General features: G+C 71.2%; 14 protein-coding genes. 3 read left to right on the top strand and 11 right to left on the bottom strand.

Annotation, left to right across the window (positions count from 1 at the left end; genetic code table 11):
• Positions 1-26: 26 nt before the first annotated feature.
• From ACIBVP_RS02695 to ACIBVP_RS02645, 11 genes are all read right to left on the bottom strand, one after another.
• Positions 27-1,574, bottom strand: a complete 1,548-nt coding sequence (locus tag ACIBVP_RS02695) for an alkaline phosphatase D family protein (protein WP_396104209.1) — start codon at positions 1,572-1,574, stop codon at positions 27-29.
• Positions 1,575-1,579: 5 nt separating this feature from the next.
• The gene (locus ACIBVP_RS02690; RefSeq protein WP_396104208.1) at positions 1,580-2,407 is read right to left on the bottom strand and encodes a carbohydrate ABC transporter permease; all 828 of its coding nucleotides are present in this window, start codon (positions 2,405-2,407) and stop codon (positions 1,580-1,582) included.
• The gene (locus ACIBVP_RS02685) at positions 2,404-3,282 is read right to left on the bottom strand and encodes a carbohydrate ABC transporter permease (protein WP_396104207.1); all 879 of its coding nucleotides are present in this window, start codon (positions 3,280-3,282) and stop codon (positions 2,404-2,406) included. The genes ACIBVP_RS02690 and ACIBVP_RS02685 overlap by 4 nt, the downstream gene beginning before the upstream one ends.
• A 3-nt stretch (positions 3,283-3,285) precedes the next feature.
• Positions 3,286-4,539 carry an ABC transporter substrate-binding protein gene (locus tag ACIBVP_RS02680; RefSeq protein WP_396104206.1) on the bottom strand — a complete coding sequence of 418 codons (1,254 nt, stop codon included), beginning with the start codon at positions 4,537-4,539 and terminating at the stop codon, positions 3,286-3,288.
• Positions 4,540-4,541: 2 nt separating this feature from the next.
• Complete coding sequence (locus ACIBVP_RS02675; RefSeq protein WP_396104205.1) at positions 4,542-7,166, bottom strand: family 78 glycoside hydrolase catalytic domain; 2,625 nt, start codon at positions 7,164-7,166, stop codon at positions 4,542-4,544.
• Positions 7,167-7,252: 86 nt separating this feature from the next.
• The gene (locus ACIBVP_RS02670; protein WP_396104204.1) at positions 7,253-8,044 is read right to left on the bottom strand and encodes a DeoR/GlpR family DNA-binding transcription regulator; all 792 of its coding nucleotides are present in this window, start codon (positions 8,042-8,044) and stop codon (positions 7,253-7,255) included.
• 60 nt (positions 8,045-8,104) lie between these two features.
• Complete coding sequence (locus ACIBVP_RS02665; protein ID WP_396104203.1) at positions 8,105-11,968, bottom strand: glycosylhydrolase-like jelly roll fold domain-containing protein; 3,864 nt, start codon at positions 11,966-11,968, stop codon at positions 8,105-8,107.
• A gap of 32 nt (positions 11,969-12,000) precedes the next feature.
• Positions 12,001-12,882, bottom strand: coding sequence for a hypothetical protein (locus ACIBVP_RS02660; protein WP_396104202.1), 882 nt, complete (start codon positions 12,880-12,882; stop codon positions 12,001-12,003).
• Between the two features lie 9 nt (positions 12,883-12,891).
• On the bottom strand, positions 12,892-14,193 hold the full coding sequence (locus ACIBVP_RS02655) for a M28 family peptidase (protein ID WP_396104201.1): 1,302 nt from the start codon (positions 14,191-14,193) through the stop codon (positions 12,892-12,894).
• A 102-nt stretch (positions 14,194-14,295) separates the two neighbouring features.
• On the bottom strand, positions 14,296-15,276 hold the full coding sequence (locus tag ACIBVP_RS02650; protein ID WP_396104200.1) for a methyltransferase domain-containing protein: 981 nt from the start codon (positions 15,274-15,276) through the stop codon (positions 14,296-14,298).
• A 155-nt stretch (positions 15,277-15,431) separates the two neighbouring features.
• A complete protein-coding gene (locus ACIBVP_RS02645) occupies positions 15,432-16,997 on the bottom strand; it encodes an ATP-binding cassette domain-containing protein (RefSeq protein WP_396104199.1) in 1,566 nt (521 codons plus the stop codon).
• A gap of 55 nt (positions 16,998-17,052) precedes the next feature.
• Here ACIBVP_RS02645 and ACIBVP_RS02640 point away from each other — a divergent pair, with 55 nt between their 5' ends.
• The 3 genes from ACIBVP_RS02640 to ACIBVP_RS02630 are packed head-to-tail and all read left to right on the top strand — an operon-like array spanning position 17,053 to position 19,927.
• Complete coding sequence (locus ACIBVP_RS02640) at positions 17,053-17,748, top strand: TetR/AcrR family transcriptional regulator (RefSeq protein WP_396104198.1); 696 nt, start codon at positions 17,053-17,055, stop codon at positions 17,746-17,748.
• Positions 17,749-17,768: 20 nt separating this feature from the next.
• On the top strand, positions 17,769-18,212 hold the full coding sequence (locus ACIBVP_RS02635; protein ID WP_396104197.1) for a MarR family winged helix-turn-helix transcriptional regulator: 444 nt from the start codon (positions 17,769-17,771) through the stop codon (positions 18,210-18,212).
• Positions 18,209-19,927 (top strand): MFS transporter, encoded by a 1,719-nt coding sequence (locus ACIBVP_RS02630; RefSeq protein WP_396104196.1) that lies wholly within the window; start codon positions 18,209-18,211, stop codon positions 19,925-19,927. The genes ACIBVP_RS02635 and ACIBVP_RS02630 overlap by 4 nt, the downstream gene beginning before the upstream one ends.
• Positions 19,928-20,160: the final 233 nt, after the last annotated feature.

Here is a 20,160-nt window from a genome sequence, read left to right as displayed (position 1 = left end):
CTCCTGTGGTGGGACCGTGAATTCAGTCAGGCGAGTTGCAGTCCGGGGTTGCCGTTCTCCGTCACGTAGCTCGTGCGGGTCGACACGGGTGCGCCGGGCCGGGTCACGTACGGCAGGACGCGGAAGTCGGCGCGGCAGGTCTGGTCGTCGACGGTGCAGCGCAGGTAGCCGCGCTGGTAGCTGGTGAACCTGATGTGCTCGTTGGCGTCGAGCAGGTTCCGGCCGCCCTGGTCGAGGTCCTCACCGTCCATCTTGGTCGAGATGGACGTGCCGACGAACTCGACGCCGATGGTGCGGGAGGACGGGTCGTCGAAGTCGAGCTTGAGGTCCGCGGCCATGTGCCGGTGCATGTCGCCGGTCAGCACGACCGGGTTGCGCACCCGGGCCAGCTCGGCGAACAACCGGTCGCGGGCGGGCTTGTAACCGTCCCAGAAGTCCATGACGAACGCTCGGCCGTCCCCCGGCACGGTGTCGACCTGCGTCACCGGAATCTGCTGCGGGATCACGTTCCACAGCGCGTCCGAGGAGCGCAGCCCGTCGTACAGCCACTGTTCCTGCGCCGGGCCGAGCACCTGGCGGTCCGGCAGGAACCGGTCGGCGCAGTCGCTGGTGCGGTCGCCGCACGCCTGGTCGGCCCGGTACTGGCGGGTGTCGAGCACGTGGAAGTCGACGAGCCGGCCGTAGGAGAGCTTCCGGTGCAGCCGGGTGGAGGGCAGGCGCAGCGGGAGGTGCTCGTAGTAGGCCTGGAACGCGGCGGCCTTGCGCTGCCGGAACACCGCCGGGTCGTTGTCCGGTTCACCGTCGGCCTTGGAGATGTCGCCGACCCAGTTGTCGTCGATCTCGTGGTCGTCCCACACCAGGGCGAACGGGTGGGCCTGGTGCGCGGCGATGATGTCGGGGTCGTAGCGGTGCAGTGCGTGCCGCAGCCGGTACTGGGTCAGGTCGAACGGTTTCGCGCCGATCTCGGCGGGCACCGGTGTGTTCCGCACCCCGCCGGTCGCGCCGATCTTGTTCTCGTAGATGTAGTCGCCGAGGTGGAACACGACGGCGACGTCCTCGTCGGCCATGTGCCGGTAGGCGGTGTAGTAGCCCTCGAACCACGCCTGGCACGACGCGACGGCGAAGCTCATCGCGCCCACCCGGGCCCACGGCGCCGGCGCCGTCCTGGTCCGGCCGACCGGGCTGAGCACGCCGCCCGCGCGGAACCGGTAGAAGTACTCGCGGTCCGGTGCGAGGCCGTCGACCTCGACGTGCACCGAGTGCGCCAGCTCCGGCACGGCCGTCGTCCGTCCTTTTCGGACCACATGGCGGAACCGGTCGTCGGTGGCGACCTGCCAGTCCACGCCGACCCTGCGGTCCGGCATGCCGCCGCGGCCGTCCAACGCCAACGGGTCCGGGGCGAGCCGGGTCCACAGCACCACGCTGTCCGGCCACGGGTCGCCGGACGCGACCCCGAGTTCGAACAGGTCGCCCCGGGGGCTGGCGTGCCCACTGCTCGCGGAGAAGCCCGCGGTGGCGGCCGCGAGTCCCACCACACCACCGGACAACAAAAGCTCACGCCGCCCGATCGCCATTCGCCTCACCCCTTCAAGCCGCTGGAGAAACCCTTGATCACGTACTTCTGGAGCACCAGGAAGATGGCCAGGATCGGCAGCGCCGCCAACACGAGACCGGCGAACACGAGGCCGTAGTCGGAGACGTACTGGCCGACGAACGAGAAGACCCGCACCGGGATGGTCTCCTTCTCGGACCCGCCCAGGTACAGCAGCGGGGTGAGGAAGTCGTTCCACACGAACACCGCGTTCAGGATCAGCACGGTGCCGGTGACCGGCCGCAGCAGCGGGAACACCACCTGCCGGAACGCGCGGAAGTGGCTCGCGCCGTCGATGAGCGCGGCGTCGGCGTAGTCGTTCGGCAGCGCGCGGATGAACCCGGTGTACAGGAAGATCGTGAACGGCAACTGGATGCCGGTGTAGAAGACGATCATCCCCTGGTAGGTGCCGAGCAGGCCGGCGTCGTCCACCATCGAGAACAGCGGGATCATGCCGAGCTGGAACGGCAGCACGATGCCGAGCAGGAACAGCACGTACAGGCCGTAGCCGAGCCGGGTCTGGCAGCGCGCGATGAAGTACGCGGCGAACGACCCGATCCCGATCAGCACCACCACGCTGACGACGGTGATCACCGTGCTGTTCAGCAACGCGTCACCGAACGACGCCCGCTCCCAGGCACCGGCGAAGTTGTCGAACGTCGGGGAGGACGGGAGCCCCAACGGCGACTCCGCGACCTGTCGCTGATCCTTGAGGGACAGCGTGACCAGCGCGTACACAGGGAACAGGAAAGCCACCGCGACCGCGATCATCAACAACTCGAGCGCGAACGTCCGGAGTCCATATCGGAAACTCATGATGTGACCTCCCGGCCGCGGAGGAAGTGGATCTGGATCAGCGAGACGGCCGCCACGAAGAGGGCGAGCACCAACGCGATCGCGGTCGAGTAGCCGTAGTTGCCGAACACGAACGCCTGCTTGTAGAGCACAGTGGACAGCGTTTCGCTCGCGTGTCCCGGGCCACCGTTGGTCGCCGCGTAGACCTGGTCGAACAGCTTGAGTCCGCCGATGGTGGACAACATCACGTTGACCGTCACGGCGGGTGCGAGCAGCGGCCACGTCACGTGGCGGAACCGTTGCCACCGCCCGGCGCCGTCGATCATCGCGGCCTCGTGCAGGTTGTCCGGCACCGACTCGAGCCCGGCGAGGAAGATCACCATCGAGTAGCCCGCGAACTGCCACACGACCATGAACGCCACCGACCACAGCGCGAGGTCGGGGTCGCCGAGCCAGTCCTGCCGCCAGCCGCCGAGCCCGATCGCGCCGAGGATCCCGTTGAGGCCGGACTCCGGATCGGGGTTGTAGACGTACTTCCACAGGAACGCGACCATCACCGGACTCACCACGGCGGGTGCGAAGAAGATCACCCGCAGCAGTGCCCGCGACCTGATGCGTGCGTGCACGCCGAGCGCGAGGGCGAGCCCGATCCCGTTCTGCACCACCACGATCGCGACGGTCAGCAGCAGGGTGTTCAGCAGCGACCCGCGTGCGGCCTCGTCGTTCCACAGCTGGGTGAAGTTGTCGAAGCCGACGAACGAGAAGTCGCCGATGCCGGTCCAGTCGGTGAACGCGTACATGATGCCCGCACCGCTCGGGTACAGCACGACGAGTGCGTACACGAGCAGCGCGGGAACCGCGAACCACCACGGCGGCAGGAGGAACTTGCGCCGCACGTGCTAGCTCTTCCGGTAGGTCTGGTCGAGCGTGGCGAGCGCCTCCGGAATGGTGGTCTCGCCGCCGAGCAGTTCCTGCACGACCGCGAAGTGCGCGGGCTGCACCTCGGCGTTGGGCCACGCCTGGTCCATGAACGGCACCGCCCTGTTCTCGTCGAGGAACGGCAGGAACGGGTCCAACACGGGGTCGATCTTCGAGGAGCTGTCGCGCACCAGCGGCACGCACGCGACGGCCTCGGCCCACGCGTTGATGTTCTTCTGCTCACCGAGGAACTCGATGAACGCCTTGGCGTCGTCGAGCTTCTTGCCGCGCGCGTTCACCCCGAGGCCGACGACGACACCGGCCGGGATCCACACGCCGTCGGCGGTGTCCGCACCGGGCACGGGGAACATCGACAGGTCGTCCGGGCTCGACGCGGCGTCGCGGAAGTCCGGCAGCACCGCGCTCACCTGGATCGCCATGGCGGCCTCGCCGGTCGCCACCATCGCCGTCTGCTGCTCGAACGTGGTGCCGTTCGGGTTGTCGTTGAAGTAGCCGCGCTTCTGCAGGTCCAGGTACATCTCGAACGCGTCCGCCCAGCCCGAGTCGGCGAAGCTGGCGGAGCCGTCCGCCATCTTCCGGTCGAACTCCGGGTCCTTCGCGTACACAGTGGACGGCACGAGTGCGTAGGTGATCAGCTGGGTGATCCACGGGGTCTGGGCGCCGAGCGCGATCGGGATCTTGCCCGCGGCCTTGAGCTTCGCGCACACGTCGAGCAGCTCCGGCCACGTCGTCGGCGGCGCCACCCCGACCTCGGCGAACACCTTCGTGTTGTAGATCGCGCCGATGACGCTCGCACCCGCCGAGTAGATGTAGGTCTTGCCGTCCATCTGGAACGCGGGCTTGAAGTTCTCGGGGATCTTCTTCGTCCACTCCTGGTCGGACAGGTCGGCGAGCAGGTTCGCGTCCGCGATCTGCGCCATGCTCATCGCGCTGCCGTTGCCGGGGTACACGACGTGCACGTCCGGTGCGTTGCCCGCACCGAGCTGGGTGCGCACCGACGTCTGCACCTGGTCTGTCGGCGCGTAGGACGTGCTGAACCCGATCTTCTTGTACGCCTTGGTGAGCTGGTCGAGCGGCTTCTGCTGGTCCGCGACGCCGATGAGCCGCAGCGTGTCGCCGCTGCCCGAACCGCCGCACGCGGCCAGTGCCGCGGTCGCGGCGACTCCGCCGGTGAGCGCGAGGAAACCGCGCCGGGACAGCTTGTCGATGGTCATGATCACTCCTGAGGTGGCGGCGCTGCCGAGGTGAAATGGAAGTCCCCCGAGGTGAGCAGGCAGACGAGCGCGCCTGGCTCGGTGTGGAGCACCCGGACACCGGTGGCCTCCCGCACCGGCAGGGCTCGTTCTCGCACGCTCGACGGGTCGGCGGTCGGCACGTGCACGGTGGCGGTCGCGCCGGGCGGCACGGTGACGGCGAGCGTGAACCTGTCGTCCACGATGGCCCAGTCGGTGGCGACGGTGCCGCGCACCGACTCGTACCGGGCGCTCGCGCGAGTCAGCCGGCCGGGACGTGGGCGGATCAGCAGGTCGCGGTAGCCGACCGAACCGGGTGCCTGGTCGAGGCCGGCGACGCCGCGGTAGAGCCATTCGCCGACCGAGCCGAGCGCGTAGTGGTTGAACGAGTTCATGGCGGCGACCTGGAACCCGCGTTCGTCGGTGTAGCCGTCCCAGCGTTCCCAGACCGTGGTGGCGCCGTGTCGCAGCGGGTACCGCCACGACGGCGGGTTCTCGTCGCGCAGCAGGGCGTGTGCGCGTTCCGGGTGACCGAAGCGGTCGAGCACCGGCGCGATCAGGGAAACACCGAGGAAGCCGGTGGCGATGCCGGTCTCGGTCAGTTCGACGAGCCTGTCGACCGCTCGCGGGACGAGGTCGTCGGGCAGCAGGTCGAACGCGAGCGCCAGGAGGTAGGCGGTCTGGGTGTCGCCGTGCAGGCGGCCGTCACGCCAGAACCGCTCGACGAACGTCTTGCGGACGTGCTCGGCGAGCGTGCGGTCGTGCGGTCGGCCGAGGACCTCGGCGGCGCGGGCGGTCAGTTCGGCGCTGCGGGCGAAGTAGGCGGTGGCGACGACCTCGCGTGGGGTCGGGACGGGTGCGAGCCAGTCGGCGAAGTGCGGGCCCACCTTGTTGCGCCACACCAGGTCCGGGTTGTGGCGATGGACGAACGCCACCCACGCGCGCATGGCGTCGAGGTTGTCTTCGAGGAACCGTTCGTCGCCGTAGACCTCGTAGAGGTGCCACGGGATCAGGACGCCCGCGTCCGCCCAGCCGGGTGCGCCCTCGTCGGCGACCCCGGCGAGGCGCGGTGCCACGTTGGTGAAGCCGCCTTCCGCCGACTGCGCGCCGCGCACCTCGCGGAGCCAGCCCGCGAAGAACGCGGCGACGTCGGCGTTGAGCGCGGCGGTCGGCAGGAAGACCTGCGCGTCGGCGAGCCAGCCGAGGCGTTCGTCGCGTTGCGGGCAGTCGGTGGGCACGGACACGAAGTTGCCGCGCTGGCCCCAGCGGATGTTCTCGTGGAGCCGGTCGAGTTCCCCGTCGCCACAGGAGAACTCGCCGGTGCGTGGGGTGTCGCTGTGCAGCACGACGGCCGTGATGTCCTCTTCGGACAGTTCCGTCAGGCCGGTGACCTCGGCGTAGCGGAAGCCGTGGTAGGTGAAGCGGGGTTCGAAGGTCTCGGTCCGCGCACCGGCGACGAGGACGTCCGTGGCCCGCGCCGTGCGGAGGTTCGCGGTGTGCAGCGTGCCGTCGGTGTTCAGCGCCTCGCCGTGGCGGATGACCACGCGGTCGCCGGGTGTCAGGTTCCGTGCGGTGAGGCGGACGCGGCCCGCGACGTTCTGGCCGAAGTCGACGAGGTGGCGGTCGCCCTGCCGCGTGATCGTCCTGGCGGGGAGTTCCTCCGTCGCACGGATCGGGGGCGCGACCCCGGCGGTGAGGCGGGTGTGGTCGGTGTCGACGACGGTGGCCGGGTGCCAGTCGCCGGGGGTGGTGGCGCGGTCGTGGCACTCCCCCATCAGCAGGTCGGCGTAGCGGACGCGGCCGCGGCGGGACTGCCACGTGCCGTCGGTCGTGATCACCTCGTGGGTGCCGTCGGCGTGTTCGAGGTGCAGTTCGGCGAGCAGCTGCGGGAACGTGCCGTAGTGGGCGCCCGAGCGGCGCGGGTCGAAGCCGACGTAGCCGCTCCACCAGCCGTCGGCGATCGTGACGTCGAGGGTGTTGGCGCCGCTGGTGATCAGGTCCGTGACGTCGTGGGTCTGGTAGTCGATCCGGTCGCGGTACTCGGTCCAGCCGGGAGCCAGTTCGTGGTCGCCGATCCTGGTGCCGTTGAGGTGCGCCTCGTACAGGCCCCGGGCCGTGACGTACAGACGGGCGCGAACCGGTGCGGCGCGGACGGTCAGCCCGCGGCGCAGGTCGATCGCCGGGCGCAGGCCGTGGTCGGCCAGCGCGAGCTCGCCCTCGTCCGGCGCGTCCACCACGTCCACTTCGGACGGGTCGTGGGTGATCCAGGCCGCGGTCCAGGTGTCGTTGCCGGTCTCGAACCACGACGTGGCGGTGTTGGTCGCGCCGTCCTCGGCGGTGACGGTGACCTGCCAGTGGTAGCGGGTGCGCGGCTCGAGCGGTGCGCACCGGATGGCGACGGCGGCCGGGTCGGCAGCCTCGCCGGAGTCCCAGACCGTGGTGCCGTCCGCGGTCACCACGACGCGGCAGGACACCGGGGTGTCGTCACGGCGGCCGGAACGCAGGCGCCAGGAGAGCAGTGGCCGGTCGCCGGCGATGCCGAGCGGCTCGACCAGGTGGTCGCAGCGGAGCCCGTAGGGGGCCACCGTCGCGTTGAGCTGGTCGGTCATCCCGCTCCGATCACATGTCACCGATGAGATGTGAAATTAACACCAGAAAGTGTGATGTGGAGCCTAGAGAGCCGAATTGAAACGTGTCAAGAAGTGGTGGCGACCTCGTGGACGACCTTGTGCTCGTCCAGCTCACGCAGGGCTTCGGCGCTCGCGCCGTCGTCGACGACGACCCGGTCGAACGCCGAGAGCGGCGCGACCCGGTGGAGGGCGACGCGGCCGAGCTTGGTGTGGTCGACGAGCAGGACGCTGCGCGCCGCGGCGTCGAGCATGGCGCGCTTGACCGAGACGATGTGCTGTTCCTGGTGGTAGGCGAACCCGCCGGACACCGCCGAGGTCGAGACGAAGCACAGGTCGACCCGCAGCGACTCGATCGCGTCGACGCAGGACATGCCGAGGAACGAGTCATGGAGCGGGTCGTGGTCGCCGCCGAGGGCCATGAGGCGGATGTCGCGCTCGCGGGCGAGCAGGTTGATCGCCTCGAGGAAGTTCGTGACCACGGTCAGCGGGGTGATGCCGACGAGCCGGCGGGCCAGCGCGAGCGCGGTGGTCGAGTCGTCGAGCATGACGGCCATGCCGGGCTCGACCATCGACACCACGTGCGCGGCGATCGCGTCCTTGGCCCGCTGCATGGACTTCATCCGGTAGGCGACGTTGCTCTCGAACACCCCGGACGGCTGGGCGGTGACCCCGCCGCGGTACTTGCGGACGATGCCCTGCCGTTCGAGTTCGTCGAGGTCGCGGTGGATGGTCATGAGGCTGACGCCGAACAGGTCGGCCAGGTCCGCCGCACTCACCGACCCGGCGGACAGCACGTGGTCGGCGAGTGCCTTCCGCCGCGAGTCCGGGCCCTTGCGACTGCTCGTGTCCTTGCTCATGACCCTCTTAACATTTTCCGCGCCAACATCACAAAGCCTGTCTCAGCCGGTGCGGTCCGGTCAAGTCCACAGGGTGACGGGCCCGAGCATGCCGGACACCCGCTGACCCGCGTAGACGCCAAGCGTCGGCGAGGTGTCGTCCAGCCGGGGCCCGAGGGTGTTCCGCACGGTGACGGTGATCGTGTTGGTCCCGTCGCGGACGAGTCCGGTGAGGTCGAACCGGTACGGCGACCAGATCCGCACGCCCGCCGGCCGACCGTTGACGTGCACCTCGGCCGTCCCGCGCACGGCGCCGAGGTCGAGGACGACGGTCCCGGGGTCGCTCAGTTCGAGGTCGCGGTGGTAGCTGACGGCCCCGGAGAACGACCCGAGCCCGGCATCCTCCCACGGCCCGACCTCGATGACGGAACCATCCACACCCTCGGCGCCGACGGCCTTTTCCTGTCGGTCCTCGCTGGTAGCGTGGAAATCGGGGGCCCCCTTGCCCGTGCGAATGGGACTCTCGCTCGAGCCCACCGCCCCGAACGCCGCTTCCCGTCGGTCCCCGCTGATAGCGTTGAAACCGGGGGCCCCCAGGGCTGAGCGAATGGGACTCTCGCTCGGTTCCATCTCGAACTCGGCCGGGCCGTCCCACAGTGCCCCGCCCGTGCGGCCGTCCGTCGGCATCACCTTGATCAGCAGTTCCCGGCCGGGCGGCAGCTCCTCACCCACCAACGGCGCCCCGTCGACCCACGCCTGCGTCTCCCCCGCGACCGGCAGCCGCACCCGCCGCGTGCCCGGTGGCACGACCAGGCGGAACCACTCCACCCGCCGCTCGTGCCCCGAGTCCGGCACGACGTCCAGCACACCGTTCGTCGGCGCGCCGTCCAGCCACGTCGCCCTCGGCAGCGGGTGCGGGCGCGCACGCGACAGCGGCCACCGCGGGTCGTACGACTGCCGCCGCCGCAGCGCGGTCGCCACCGGCACACCGTCGCGGGTGAACGACCACTCCGCCGCCGGGCCGTCGAAGACCAGCGAGACCGGCGCGCCCCGGTCCGGGAACACGACCTCGAGCCGGTTGTCCCCCGCCGCCAACACGATCTCGTGCGGCAGCACGCGAGGGTTCGGCCGCGTCGCGTACGGGTCGAACGCACCCTGCACCGCCACCTCCGCCCCGTTGACCAGGAACGTCGCCGCGCCCTCCGTGCCCAGCTGCACCACCACGGGGCCGGCCGCCGCCGACACCGTCGCCGACGCGCGCACGGTCGTCCCCGGCACGCTGCCGTCGGCGGGCGTCAGCCACTCGGGACGCACGAACGCCGCCGGGTCGTCGGTCAGCGCCCAGTACCCGCGCAGTGGACCGTCCTCTTCTGACCGGACCACGACCTCCAGCCGGTTGCGGTCAGCACATGCCACGTCGTGGAGCCGCAGGTAGCCGCCCGGATCGTCCGGCAGTCGCGACCCGTTCCACCACACCTCGACCGGCCCGTTCGCGGCGACCGCGAGCGTCCGCGTGCCCGGCGGCGCGGGCAGCGTCGTCCGCAGGCGGACCGTCGACGCCGCCTCGACGTGCCAGAACTCCTCCGGCACCCGCCCCTTCGGCCCGAGCGCGTGCACGTGGAACGGGTCCTTCTCGATCCCGCGCGACAACGAGTACTCGACCGGCCGCCACTCCCCGCCGTCCACGCTGACCTGCGCGAACTCGCCGTGCGTCACCAGCACCTGCCGCCATTCGCCGTCGATGCGGTGCCACGGCCGCCACTGCGCCACCACCGAAGCGTCCACTGTGGACCGCCAGGGTCCGGTCAGTGGCACCGGCGTCAGCACCGGCGGCGGCTCGACCGCGACCGGCGAACCCGTCCCGCCCGACCACACCAGCACCGCCGCGGGCGCCGAGTCGAACGTGACCGTCACCTCCGTGCCGCCGTCGACGGCCCGGCACGGTGCCGGCGCTGCGGCGCCCGTCAGGGGGTCCCACTGCTCGACCTCCGTGACAGCGCCCGCCACCCACACCGTGGTCGTCGCCGCCCGGCGGGACGGGTCGAACTCGTAGCCGCGTTCGCGCAGCAGCTGGTTGTACCGCGGCATGTCCAGGTCCTCGACCTCGTCCGACCACGCGGTGCCCGGCAGGATCGGGTTGACCGTCGCCTCGCCCGCGGTCACCAGCAGCACCTCGCGGTCGCCCACGCGCCGCCGCAGCACGGGCGTGTCCGCTCGCACCGACTGGTCCACCTCGGGCAGCTCGGTCACGCCCAGCTCCCGCAGCCGGGCCACGGCGTCGTCGCCGTCGGGGGTGTCCGCGTGCTCCGGCAGCGCACCCAGCAGCACCACCTGCCCGCCGTTCGCCGCCAGCTCGACCAGCCTGCGCGCGGTCGCCGCCTCCAGGACCGTGCACGCGGGCACGACCACCACCCGGTACCGCTCGCCTTGCGTGTGCAGCGCACCGTCCCGCACCGACGCGGTCGCGACGGTGTGGTCGTCGAGCACGTCGAAGTCGAGCCCGGCCGACCGCAACGCGCCGGGCGCGGTGTCGAACCACAGCATGCGGCCGACGACGTCGAGATACGTGCGATGTGCCAGCGCGGCGTCGGCGCGGGTGCCGTCGACGAGTGTGCCCGCGGCGACGGTCGTGGCGGGGAACAGCACACCGACGTCGCAGACGTGCTCGCCGCGCGTGAACAGCTTGCACAGGCGGCTGACGGTGTCGGCGAAATGGCGGTAGTGCGGCCAGTACGGCTGGCGCCAGCAGGTGCTCGGCGGTGCCCACTCCCACCAGTCCTGCCCGGTCGAGTAGTAGACGGCGTGCGGGTTGTAGAGGGTGGCACCGGACAGCAGCCACGGCAGCAGCCAGTCGAAGGTCTCTTCGAGGGTGCCGCCCCAGCCGGTGGAGTGGAACGCCTCGATCCACGTGCGGGGCCTGCCGTAGTGGTGGGCCAGCGAGCTGTGCAGCTTGGCGTCGCCCCAGTGGTCGCTGCCGGGTGCGCTGTACCAGCGGTGCGTGCGCGGGTAGTCGGCGTACTGGCGGACGGTCCCGAGCGGCTCGCCCGCCCGGGACGGGCTCTGCTGGTCGACGCCGATGGTCATGCCGTGCCGCTCGTGCCACTCGTGCAGGGGCGCGAAGAACGCCTCCTCGGCGAGCGCGGCGCGGACCCGCTGGTAGTCGACGCGGACGCGCGCGGACTCGGGACCCCAGTCGTGCCAGAGCGCGCCGATCAGCGTCTCGATCCGGTACCCGCAGTGTTTGGCGAACTCCTCGGCGAACCGCGGCGACCAGGTCGGCAACGACGGCAGCTCGTCCTGGAAGGACCCCACGACCACGTCGCCGAGGTAGTCGGGGAGACGGCGCTCGAACTCGCCGTGGACCTGGTCGAACAGGACGGCGCACGCCTGCCGCGAGGTGTAGTCGAACCCGCGCCGCAGCTGGTAGGCGAGCAGGATCTCGCCGTCATGGCTGACCCGTCCGCTGTGGACGGACAGCGGCCGCCGCTCGTCGACGGCCCACGCCGCGATGGCCTCGCCACCGTCGGGAACGCGCAGCTCACCACGCCCCGTCAGGGACTCGAGCGAGGCCCCGGCGAACTCGGGCCGGGCCGCGACGATCCGGCCCTGGAGGTTGGCGCCGGAGAACCCGATCTGGTCGTAGAACCAGAGCCGGGCGCCCCGGTCACGGGCGTGCGCGCACAGCCCCGCCCACAGGTCCCACCAGTCGCCGGACAGCAGCGCGGGCTCGTCGGCGAGCGCCCCGTAGCTGGGCCCGGACGGCGCGAGGTTGATCACGACGACGTTGTGCACGCCCTGCTCGACGAGCGTGTCGAGCTGGTCGCGCAGACCGGACAGCGTGACCCGCGCTCCGCTCCACCACCAGATCGGCGCCGGTGAGAACTCCGGATCGGGGTTTGCGAAGTCCGCGTGCAGTTCCCCGTGCCACGACCGGTAGTCGACCATGTGCGTACTTAACCACAGTCGATGAGAACTTCTCAGTCCTCGATGATGTGCCAGAGCCCGTCGTCGCCGACCTGGAGGCTCCCGGCCTGGACCCGGCTCTCCCGGTACTCGCCCCACATCCGGTCACCGACGTGGTCGACGACGGCACGGCGCTGGTCGAAGGTCAGGTCCGGGTCCGGGTAGGACAGCAGGATCGCCTGCCTGGCCGGTGCGGTGATCACCGTGCCCGGCATGAGCGGACGCGGCGCGACCTCGTCGAGGACGAACTGCCAGGCGGCGGGGATCGGGTCGGTCGCCACCGCCTGCTCCAGGTACCACAGCTCGGCCTGGGAGGTGCCCTCGCGGTCGGCGAAGACGCCCGACTCCCACGTCGGCGACGGCAGCGAACGCAACCGGGCACGCACGGCGTCGACCAGGTCGTCGGACGAGACGCCCCATGCCGCCACCGCCTTGTTCGGCACGAACTCGGGCACCTCCGGCAGGTCCTCGCCCAGGCTCGGCACCTGGACGAACAGGCTGAGCCAGCAGTCGGGCAGCAACTCCACCGACCACGGCTGGTCCGGGTGGTCGGGATCGAACGTGAACGGCCGCTCCCGCCGGTCGGACAGCCACGGCCGCAACGCGCCCGCGACGTCGCCGAACGGCTGGGCGGTGAGCCAGTCCCGCTGGTCGTCGCCGTGCGCCCAGCGGTACACGATGTCGCGGCAGACGTCGTGCCACTCGCCCGCCGGGACGGCGCGGCAGGCCGACACCAGCGGGTCGATCGGGAACTCCTCCATCTCGATCACGGGATTGCCGACGGCCAGCATGAACCCGTAGGACAGGTCCTGGCCGTCCGCGCCGAACGCGAACAGCGCCTTGTCGACCGCGTCGTGGAACTGTTCGCGTTCGGCGTCAGTGAAGTTGACGATCATTCGGACAGGCTAGAACTGCAGGCTCCACGCGTCGATCGTGCCCACGTCCCACGACGCGGCGTCGCGGACGCGCAGACGCCACGTGCCGTTCGCGACCTCGCTGGACGCGTTGATCGTGTACGTGGTCACGAGGTTGTCCGTGCCGCCGCCGGACCGGTTGTGCACGTTGTAGACGCTGCCGTCCGGTGCGAGCACGTCCACGACGAGGTCACCGATGTAGGTGTGCCTGATGTCGACGGCCACCTGCAGGCCTGCCGGGGCGTTGCCGGCGACCCCGCTCACCGCGATCGGGCTTTCCACAGTGGACAGATCGGGGATGGCGACGTCCGTGGTGTTCTCGAAGCGCGGACCGGTCGGCGGCGGCGTGCCCGCGGACAACGTCCAGACGGCGTAGGCGATCGCGTCGGCGTTGCGGTCGAGCGCGGTCACGTTGATGTTGCTGGTCGTGTCGCAGGACGCGTGGTAGCAACGGTCGAACGCCCGTCCGGCCGTACCGCCCCACTTCTGCGCCTGCGCCGACGTCTTCGTCACCTCGGCGCCGGTGAACAACCCGCCGATCGGGATGCCCGCGTTCGCGAACGCGGCGTGGTCGGACCGGCCGCCGACCGACGTCAGCTCGGTCGGCACACCCATGGTGGCGAACGGCGCCTGCAGGGTCTGTTGCAGCGCAAGGGATCCCGACGGCTGGCCGCTCGCCGAGTACACGAAGTAGCCCGCGTTCGGCGAGCCGATCATGTCGAAGTTGACGTACGCCTTGATGCGCGACCGTTCCGCCGACGGCAGGTTGTTGACGTAGTAGGTCGAGCCGACGAGGCCGCGCTCCTCCGCACCCCACCAGCCGAACCGGATCCGCTTGCCGGGGTTGAGGTCCTGGCTGGCGACGGTCAGCGCGACCTCCAGCAGCGCCGCGGAACCCGAGCCGTTGTCGTTGATGCCGGGCCCGGCGGTGACGCTGTCGAGGTGCCCGCCGGCCATGATCACGTTGTTGGCGTCGCCGCGCGGCCACTCGGCGATCAGGTTCCAGCCGGTCAGACCACCGGATGTGAACGACTGCAACGACGTCGTGTAGCCGACCGCGTTCAGTTTCGCCTGCACGTAGTCGATCGACGCGCGGTACCCGGGTCTGCCGTGCGCCCGGTTTCCGCCGTTGCTGGTCGCGATCGACTGGAACTGGTTCAGGTGCGCCTGCACGTTCGCGACCGGGATGTCCGGCGCGGCGAGCACGGCGGGCGGCCCGGACGACGCGGCGGCCGCCGGGACGGCGAACGCGACGAGCGCGCCCGCGGTCAACGAGACGAGGAAGGTACGCATGCTGCCTCCAGCAGGGGGGAGAAGGACAACGTCACACAGCGTGCGCCACCGGCCGGTACCGCACCACAGCCGAAAGCGTGTGGTAATTCCCGTACTTCCCAGTCACCGCGCGCACACGGTGATCACCGGGCGCGTGCCGAACAGGCTGATCGGGTGGCGGCTGACCAGACGCCAGCCGGGCGGCGGGTCCCACGGACCGAGGTAGGTCAACCGGCCACCGGGCCGCAGCACCCGGCGCCACTCACCCACGAACTCCGCGAACGTGCCGTGGGAGGTCACCTGCCGGTCCCACGGCGGGTTGGTCAGCACGTGGTCTACCGACCCCGTCGGGTACGGCAGCGCGCGGGCGTCGGCGGTGAACGACGGGACGTCGGGCGCGTTGGTCCTGGCCGCGGCCACCCCGGCCCGGTCGCTGCCCGCGCGGAACGTGCCCGGCGGGGCCTCGGCGAGCAGGGTGCCCGCGCCGCAGCACGGGTCGACCACCACGTCACCGGCGCGGATCCCGGCCAGCCGGACCATCGCGGCGGCCACCGGCGGGTGCAGGGTGCCGGGCACGGACGCGACCTTCCACGGGCGGCGGTGCAGCGGCGGCCGGACGCCGCGGAGTCCGATGTGGACACCCGAGGCGTCGATGGTGACGCGCCAGTCCGCCGCGCCGGGCGGTGGTTTCGCGCCGTCCCGGCGGGACGCGTAGACCGCGCCCAGCCGGGACGCGAGCACCGCGCCGACGGCGTCGGCCACGTCGAGGTGGCTGTAGGTGCGACGGCCGGCCGTCGACGCGGAGACGCTGAGCACCGGTGCCGGCGGCACCCCCAGTGGCGCCGAGGCCAGTGCTCGCGCCAGCGCGTCGAGATCCGCTTTGGTGGCACCGGGGTCCGGCACGGCGAGCACGAGGTCGAACAGGTCGTCGACCGTCCTCGGTGGACGCAGGACGGCCGGTGCGGTCAGTACGAGCTGGCGTGGGGTCACGGCGTGGACCGTGCAGCCCTGTTCGCGCAGTTCCGCCTCGGCGACCTGCTCCAGGCCGTGGACCGTGCGGGCGAACAGGCTGGTACCCACCGCCGGGCGGCGGTGTGCGGGCATGACGACACTCCCGAAGAGCGACCTGGAGCGGCGGACAGCCGCCCCACATCGCCAGCCGCGGGGTCTCCTCGATCCGGCTAGCGGCTGCCGGCCAGTCGGAAGAAGCGTGTCGTCATGCGGTGAACATTACTGGGGGTGAGCAACCGATTTGCGTCTCACGTCCACACCGGGTGGTCGACCTCGGTCACGCGGCCGTCGCGGCCGAAGTACAGGAAGCGGTCCAGCTCGCCCGCGAACCAGCGATCGTGGGTGATCGCGACGACCGTGCCGGTGAACGCGGCGAGCCCGGTCTGCAGTGCCGCCGCGCTCGCGAGGTCGAGGTTGTCGGTCGGCTCGTCGAGCAGCAGGAGCGTCGCGCCGGCCAGCTCCAGCAACAGGATCTGCAGACGTGCCTGCTGCCCGCCGGACAGCGTCCCGTACGTCTGCTGCCCGGCGGCGGCGATCTCGTAGCGGGCGAGGGCGGCCATCGCGTCGTTGCGGTGCAGCGCCGCGTCGGCCATGACGATGTCCGCGACGCGACGGCCGTGCAGGTCGGGCCGGACGTGGGTCTGCGCGAACAGGCCGGGCACGACCCGTGCGCCCAGCTCGACCGTGCCGGTGTGCGCGACGTCCTGCCCCGCCAGCAGGTGCAGGAACCGCGACTTGCCCGACCCGTTGCCGCCGAGCACCCCGACCCGCTCGCCGAACCAGACCGCCAGGTCGAACGCCTCGGTCAGCCCGGACAGCGCGACGCCCGCGCACGTCAGCGCGCGCTTGCCGGTCCGGCCGCCCGACAGCCGCATGCGGATGTTCTGCTCGCGCGGCGGCCGCTTCGGCGGGCCCGCCTCCTCGAAGCGGTCGAGCCGGGTGCGGGCGGCCTTGTACGCGGAGGACACGGCGTCGTTCTTCGCGGCGGTCTGCCGCAGCGTGTGGACCATGCCCCGCAGCCGCCGGTGCTCGTCCTCCCAGCGCTTCCGCTTCTCGTCCAGGTCGGCGACCCGGCGGTCGCGTGCGGCGGGGAACGTGGCGTAGCCGTCGCCGTGCACCCACACGTCCCGGTTCTCGACCGCGAGGACGCGGTCGGTGGCGTTCGCGAGCAGCTGCCGGTCGTGCGAGACGAGCAGGACCGTCTTGGCACTGGCCCGCAGGCGTTCCTCCAGCCACTGCTTCGCGGGCACGTCGAGGTAGTTGTCGGGCTCGTCGAGCAGGAGCAGGTCGTCCGGCCCGCGCAGCAACGCCTCCAGCACCAGACGTTTCTGTTCTCCGCCGGACAGCGTGTCGAGCGGCCGGTCCGCCGCCGCGTCGAACGGCAGCCCGAGCGCGGCCGTCGTGCACGTGTCCCAGACGACCTCGATGTCGTACCCGCCCGCGTCGACGTGCTCGGCGAGCGCGTTCGCGTACCGCAGCTGGGAGGCCTCGTCGTCGGCGAGCACGGCCTCCGCCTCCGCCAGTGCCGCGGTGGTGGCCTGGACGCGGGCCGGTGCGACGCCGAGGAGCAGGTCACGCACGCGGCCGGGGCCGGTGAACTGCCGCATCACGCCGATGCCGCCGGACGTCGCGATCGTGCCCGCCGCCGGGACCAGCTCGCCCGCGACCAGCCGCAGCAGCGTGGTCTTGCCCGCGCCGTTGGGTCCGACGAGCCCGGCGGTGACGCCGTCGCCGACGCGGAAGGACACGTCGTCGAACAGGGGCCTGCCGTCGCCGAGGCCGTAGGTGAGGCCGGAGACGTCCACGTGCGCCAACGAAGCCTCCTCGAACGTTGGTCGAGTACCCGACCAACGTACTAGAGTGCGGTCCGTGGACGCGAAGGGTTTGCGGGCGGGTGGACGGGGCGGCCGGTCGGGCGGGATCGCGGGCGAGGTGTGGCTGCGCGCGGAGAAACCCCGCCGCGACACGCTGACCCGCGACCGCATCACGGCCGCGGCGATCGAGTTGCTCGACGAACACGGCACGGCACACCTCACGATGCGCAGGCTGGCCGAGCGCCTCGACGTGGCACCACCGACGCTGTACTGGCACGTGAAGACGAAGGACGAGGTGCTGGACCTGGCCGTCGACGCGATCTTCGGTGAGGTCCGGATCCCCGACCGGACGGGCGACTGGGCCGCCGACGCGCGGACGCTCGTGCTGCGGTGGCGCGCCACGATGCTGCGCCACCCGTGGTCACCCGCGCTGATCGGCCGCCCGATGCTGGGCCCGAACGTGCTGGCGCGCACCGAGTTCCTGCAGTCCACGCTCGCGCGGAGCGGCCGGACGGGCCAGGCGCTCGCGGCCGCCACCCACGGCCTCGCCAACCTCACCATCGGCGCCGCGCTCACCGAGTCGACGTGGCACGGGGACCTGCCGCAGACGTCGGCGCACGAGCTGATCCAGGCCAACGCCGACCGCTACCCCACCCTCGCGGCCACCCGGCACCTGGACGCGCCGGGCCAGGACGCCCTGTTCGACCAGGCCGTCCGCGCCTTCCTCACCGGGCTGGACCAAGATACATAAGCAAGTGATATAAAGAGCTTATGCATGCTGACGCCGCCGAGCTGGCCATCGCCCTCGAAGAGGTGGTCCGGCTCTTCCGGCGCCTCAACCCGGCGGGCGGGCTGTCCCTGACCTCGGCAGCGACGCTCGCGAGCCTCGACCGCGATGGCGCGGCCCGGCTGACGGAACTCGCCACGCAGCAGGGCGTGACCCAGCCCGCGATGACGCAGCTGGTCACCCGCCTGCAGGAGGCCGGGCTCGCCGAACGGGTGCCCGACCCCGGCGACGGCCGCGTGGTCCGCGTGCACATCACCGAGAACGGTCGCGCCGAACTGGCCCGCCGCCGCGACGTGCGGACCGAACGCCTCGGCACCCTCTTCGACCGGCTGGGCGCCGACGAGCGGACAGCGCTGTTCGCCGCCCTTCCCGCCATCAGGACGCTGGCGCGGCTGGCCGCCGAACCACACGAAAGGACAGCGGTATGACCGGCCAGACGGCCAGTCCTTTCCGGCAGCCCAAGGCAGTCTTCGCGGTCGCGTTCGCCTGTGTCGTGTCCTTCATGGGCATCGGCCTCGTCGACCCGATCCTGCCCGCGATCTCCGAGGACCTGAACGCCACGCCGAGCCAGGTGACGCTGCTGTTCACCAGCTACCTGGTGATCACCGCGGTGGCGATGCTGATCACCGGCTGGGTGTCCAGCCGCATCGGCGCCAAGAAGACCCTGCTCACCGGCCTCGCGCTGATCGTCGTGTTCGCCGCCCTCGCGGGCGCGTCGGACTCGATCGGCGGCATCGTCGGCTTCCGCGCGGGCTGGGGCGTCGGCAACGCCCTGTTCATCGCGACGTCCCTCGCGGTGATCGTCGCGTCCGCGAGCGGCGGGTTCGTCGGCGCGATCATCCTGTACGAGACCGCACTCGGCCTCGGCATCGCCGTCGGCCCGCTGCTGGGCGGCGTACTCGGCAACATCAGCTGGCGCGGCCCGTTCTTCGGCGTCGCCGTGCTCATGACCATCGCCGCGCTCGCGACGCTCGTGCTCGTCGAGCCGCTGCCGAAACCCGAACGCAGGACAGGTGTCCTGGAACCGCTGAAGGCGTTGCGCCACCGCGGTCTCGCGACCATGTCGCTCACCGCGCTCTGCTACAACTGGGCGTTCTTCACGGTGCTGGGATACGCACCGTTCCCCATGGGTCTCGGCGCGATCGAGCTGGGCCTGGTGTTCACCGGCTGGGGCGCGCTCGTCGCGGTCTTCTCGGTGTTCGGGGCACCGAAGCTGCAGGCCCGCTTCGGCATCGCCCGCACGCTCTACGCGAACCTGTTCCTGTTCGCGCTCGTCGTGCTCGTGATCGCGATCTGGACGAACAACACGCCCGTGCTGGTCACCGCGGTGATCGTCGCCGGTGTGTTCATCGGCGTGAACAACACGGTGACCACGCAGGCGGTCATGACGATCGCGCCGGTCGAACGGCCGGTCGCGTCCGCCGCCTACGGGTTCGTGCGGTTCATCGGCGGCGGCCTCGCCCCGTTCGCCGCCGGCAAGCTCGTCGAGGCGACGAACGTGCACGTGCCGTTCTACATCGGCGCGGGCGCGCTGATCGTCGGCATCCTCATCCTGCGCACCGCGCGCGGCGAACTGGCCGAGGCCGAGCGGGTGCAGGCCATGAGCGTGGCACCGGCCGTGGCACCGGGGCTGAGGGAACTGGGCACCGCGCTCGGCGGCACGGGCAACGGCGTGATCGTCGCGGCGGTCGACGACTCCCCCGTCGCCGAGCGGGTCACCGCCGCGGCCGCCAGGCTCGCCGCGATCCGGGGCCGGGCGGTCCACGTGCTGCACGCGCAGGAGCAGGCGAACACGAGCGAGTCCGCGGCAGGCGGTGAGGCGCTCGAGACCGCGGCGGCGCTCGTCCGCGCGCACCTGTCCCGGTTGGCGGCCGCCGGTGTGCCCGCGGTCGGGCACGTCCTGCTGAACGCGGGCGACCACGGCGCGGTCGGCAGGCTGATCGGTGAGCACGCCGACGAGATCCACGCCCGCGCGGTCGTCATCGGCGCACCGACCCACGGCGGGCTGCCCGCGTTGATGGACGCGAGCGCCAGCCGCGAACTGTGGCGGACCGTCCACTGTGACGTGGTCATCGTGAATTCGGAATCGACACCCGAGAACCCGGCCGGACCGGTGACCGCCGAGGCACACGCACGAACCTGATTCCTGCGTTCGCAGCAATTCTCGACAGCGCTCGGAGCACCGGCTCCGGGCGCTGTCCACGTGTGCGCCAATTACGCGGAGAAGTCGCCACGAGACGTAGCCACTTGATCACACCCAGCCCGTTAACCGGGAAAAACACACCGTGGTGTGAATGAAACGCCGGGAATGCCCCAACCGAAAAGGCGAGGTACGGGGGCATGTACAACCGTGCCCGTCTTCGTGGGCACCCCACG

Source organism: Actinophytocola sp. NPDC049390 (genome assembly GCF_044466355.1).
Classification (GTDB): domain Bacteria; phylum Actinomycetota; class Actinomycetes; order Mycobacteriales; family Pseudonocardiaceae; genus Actinophytocola.
This window is presented reverse-complemented; position numbering and strand designations above follow the sequence as displayed.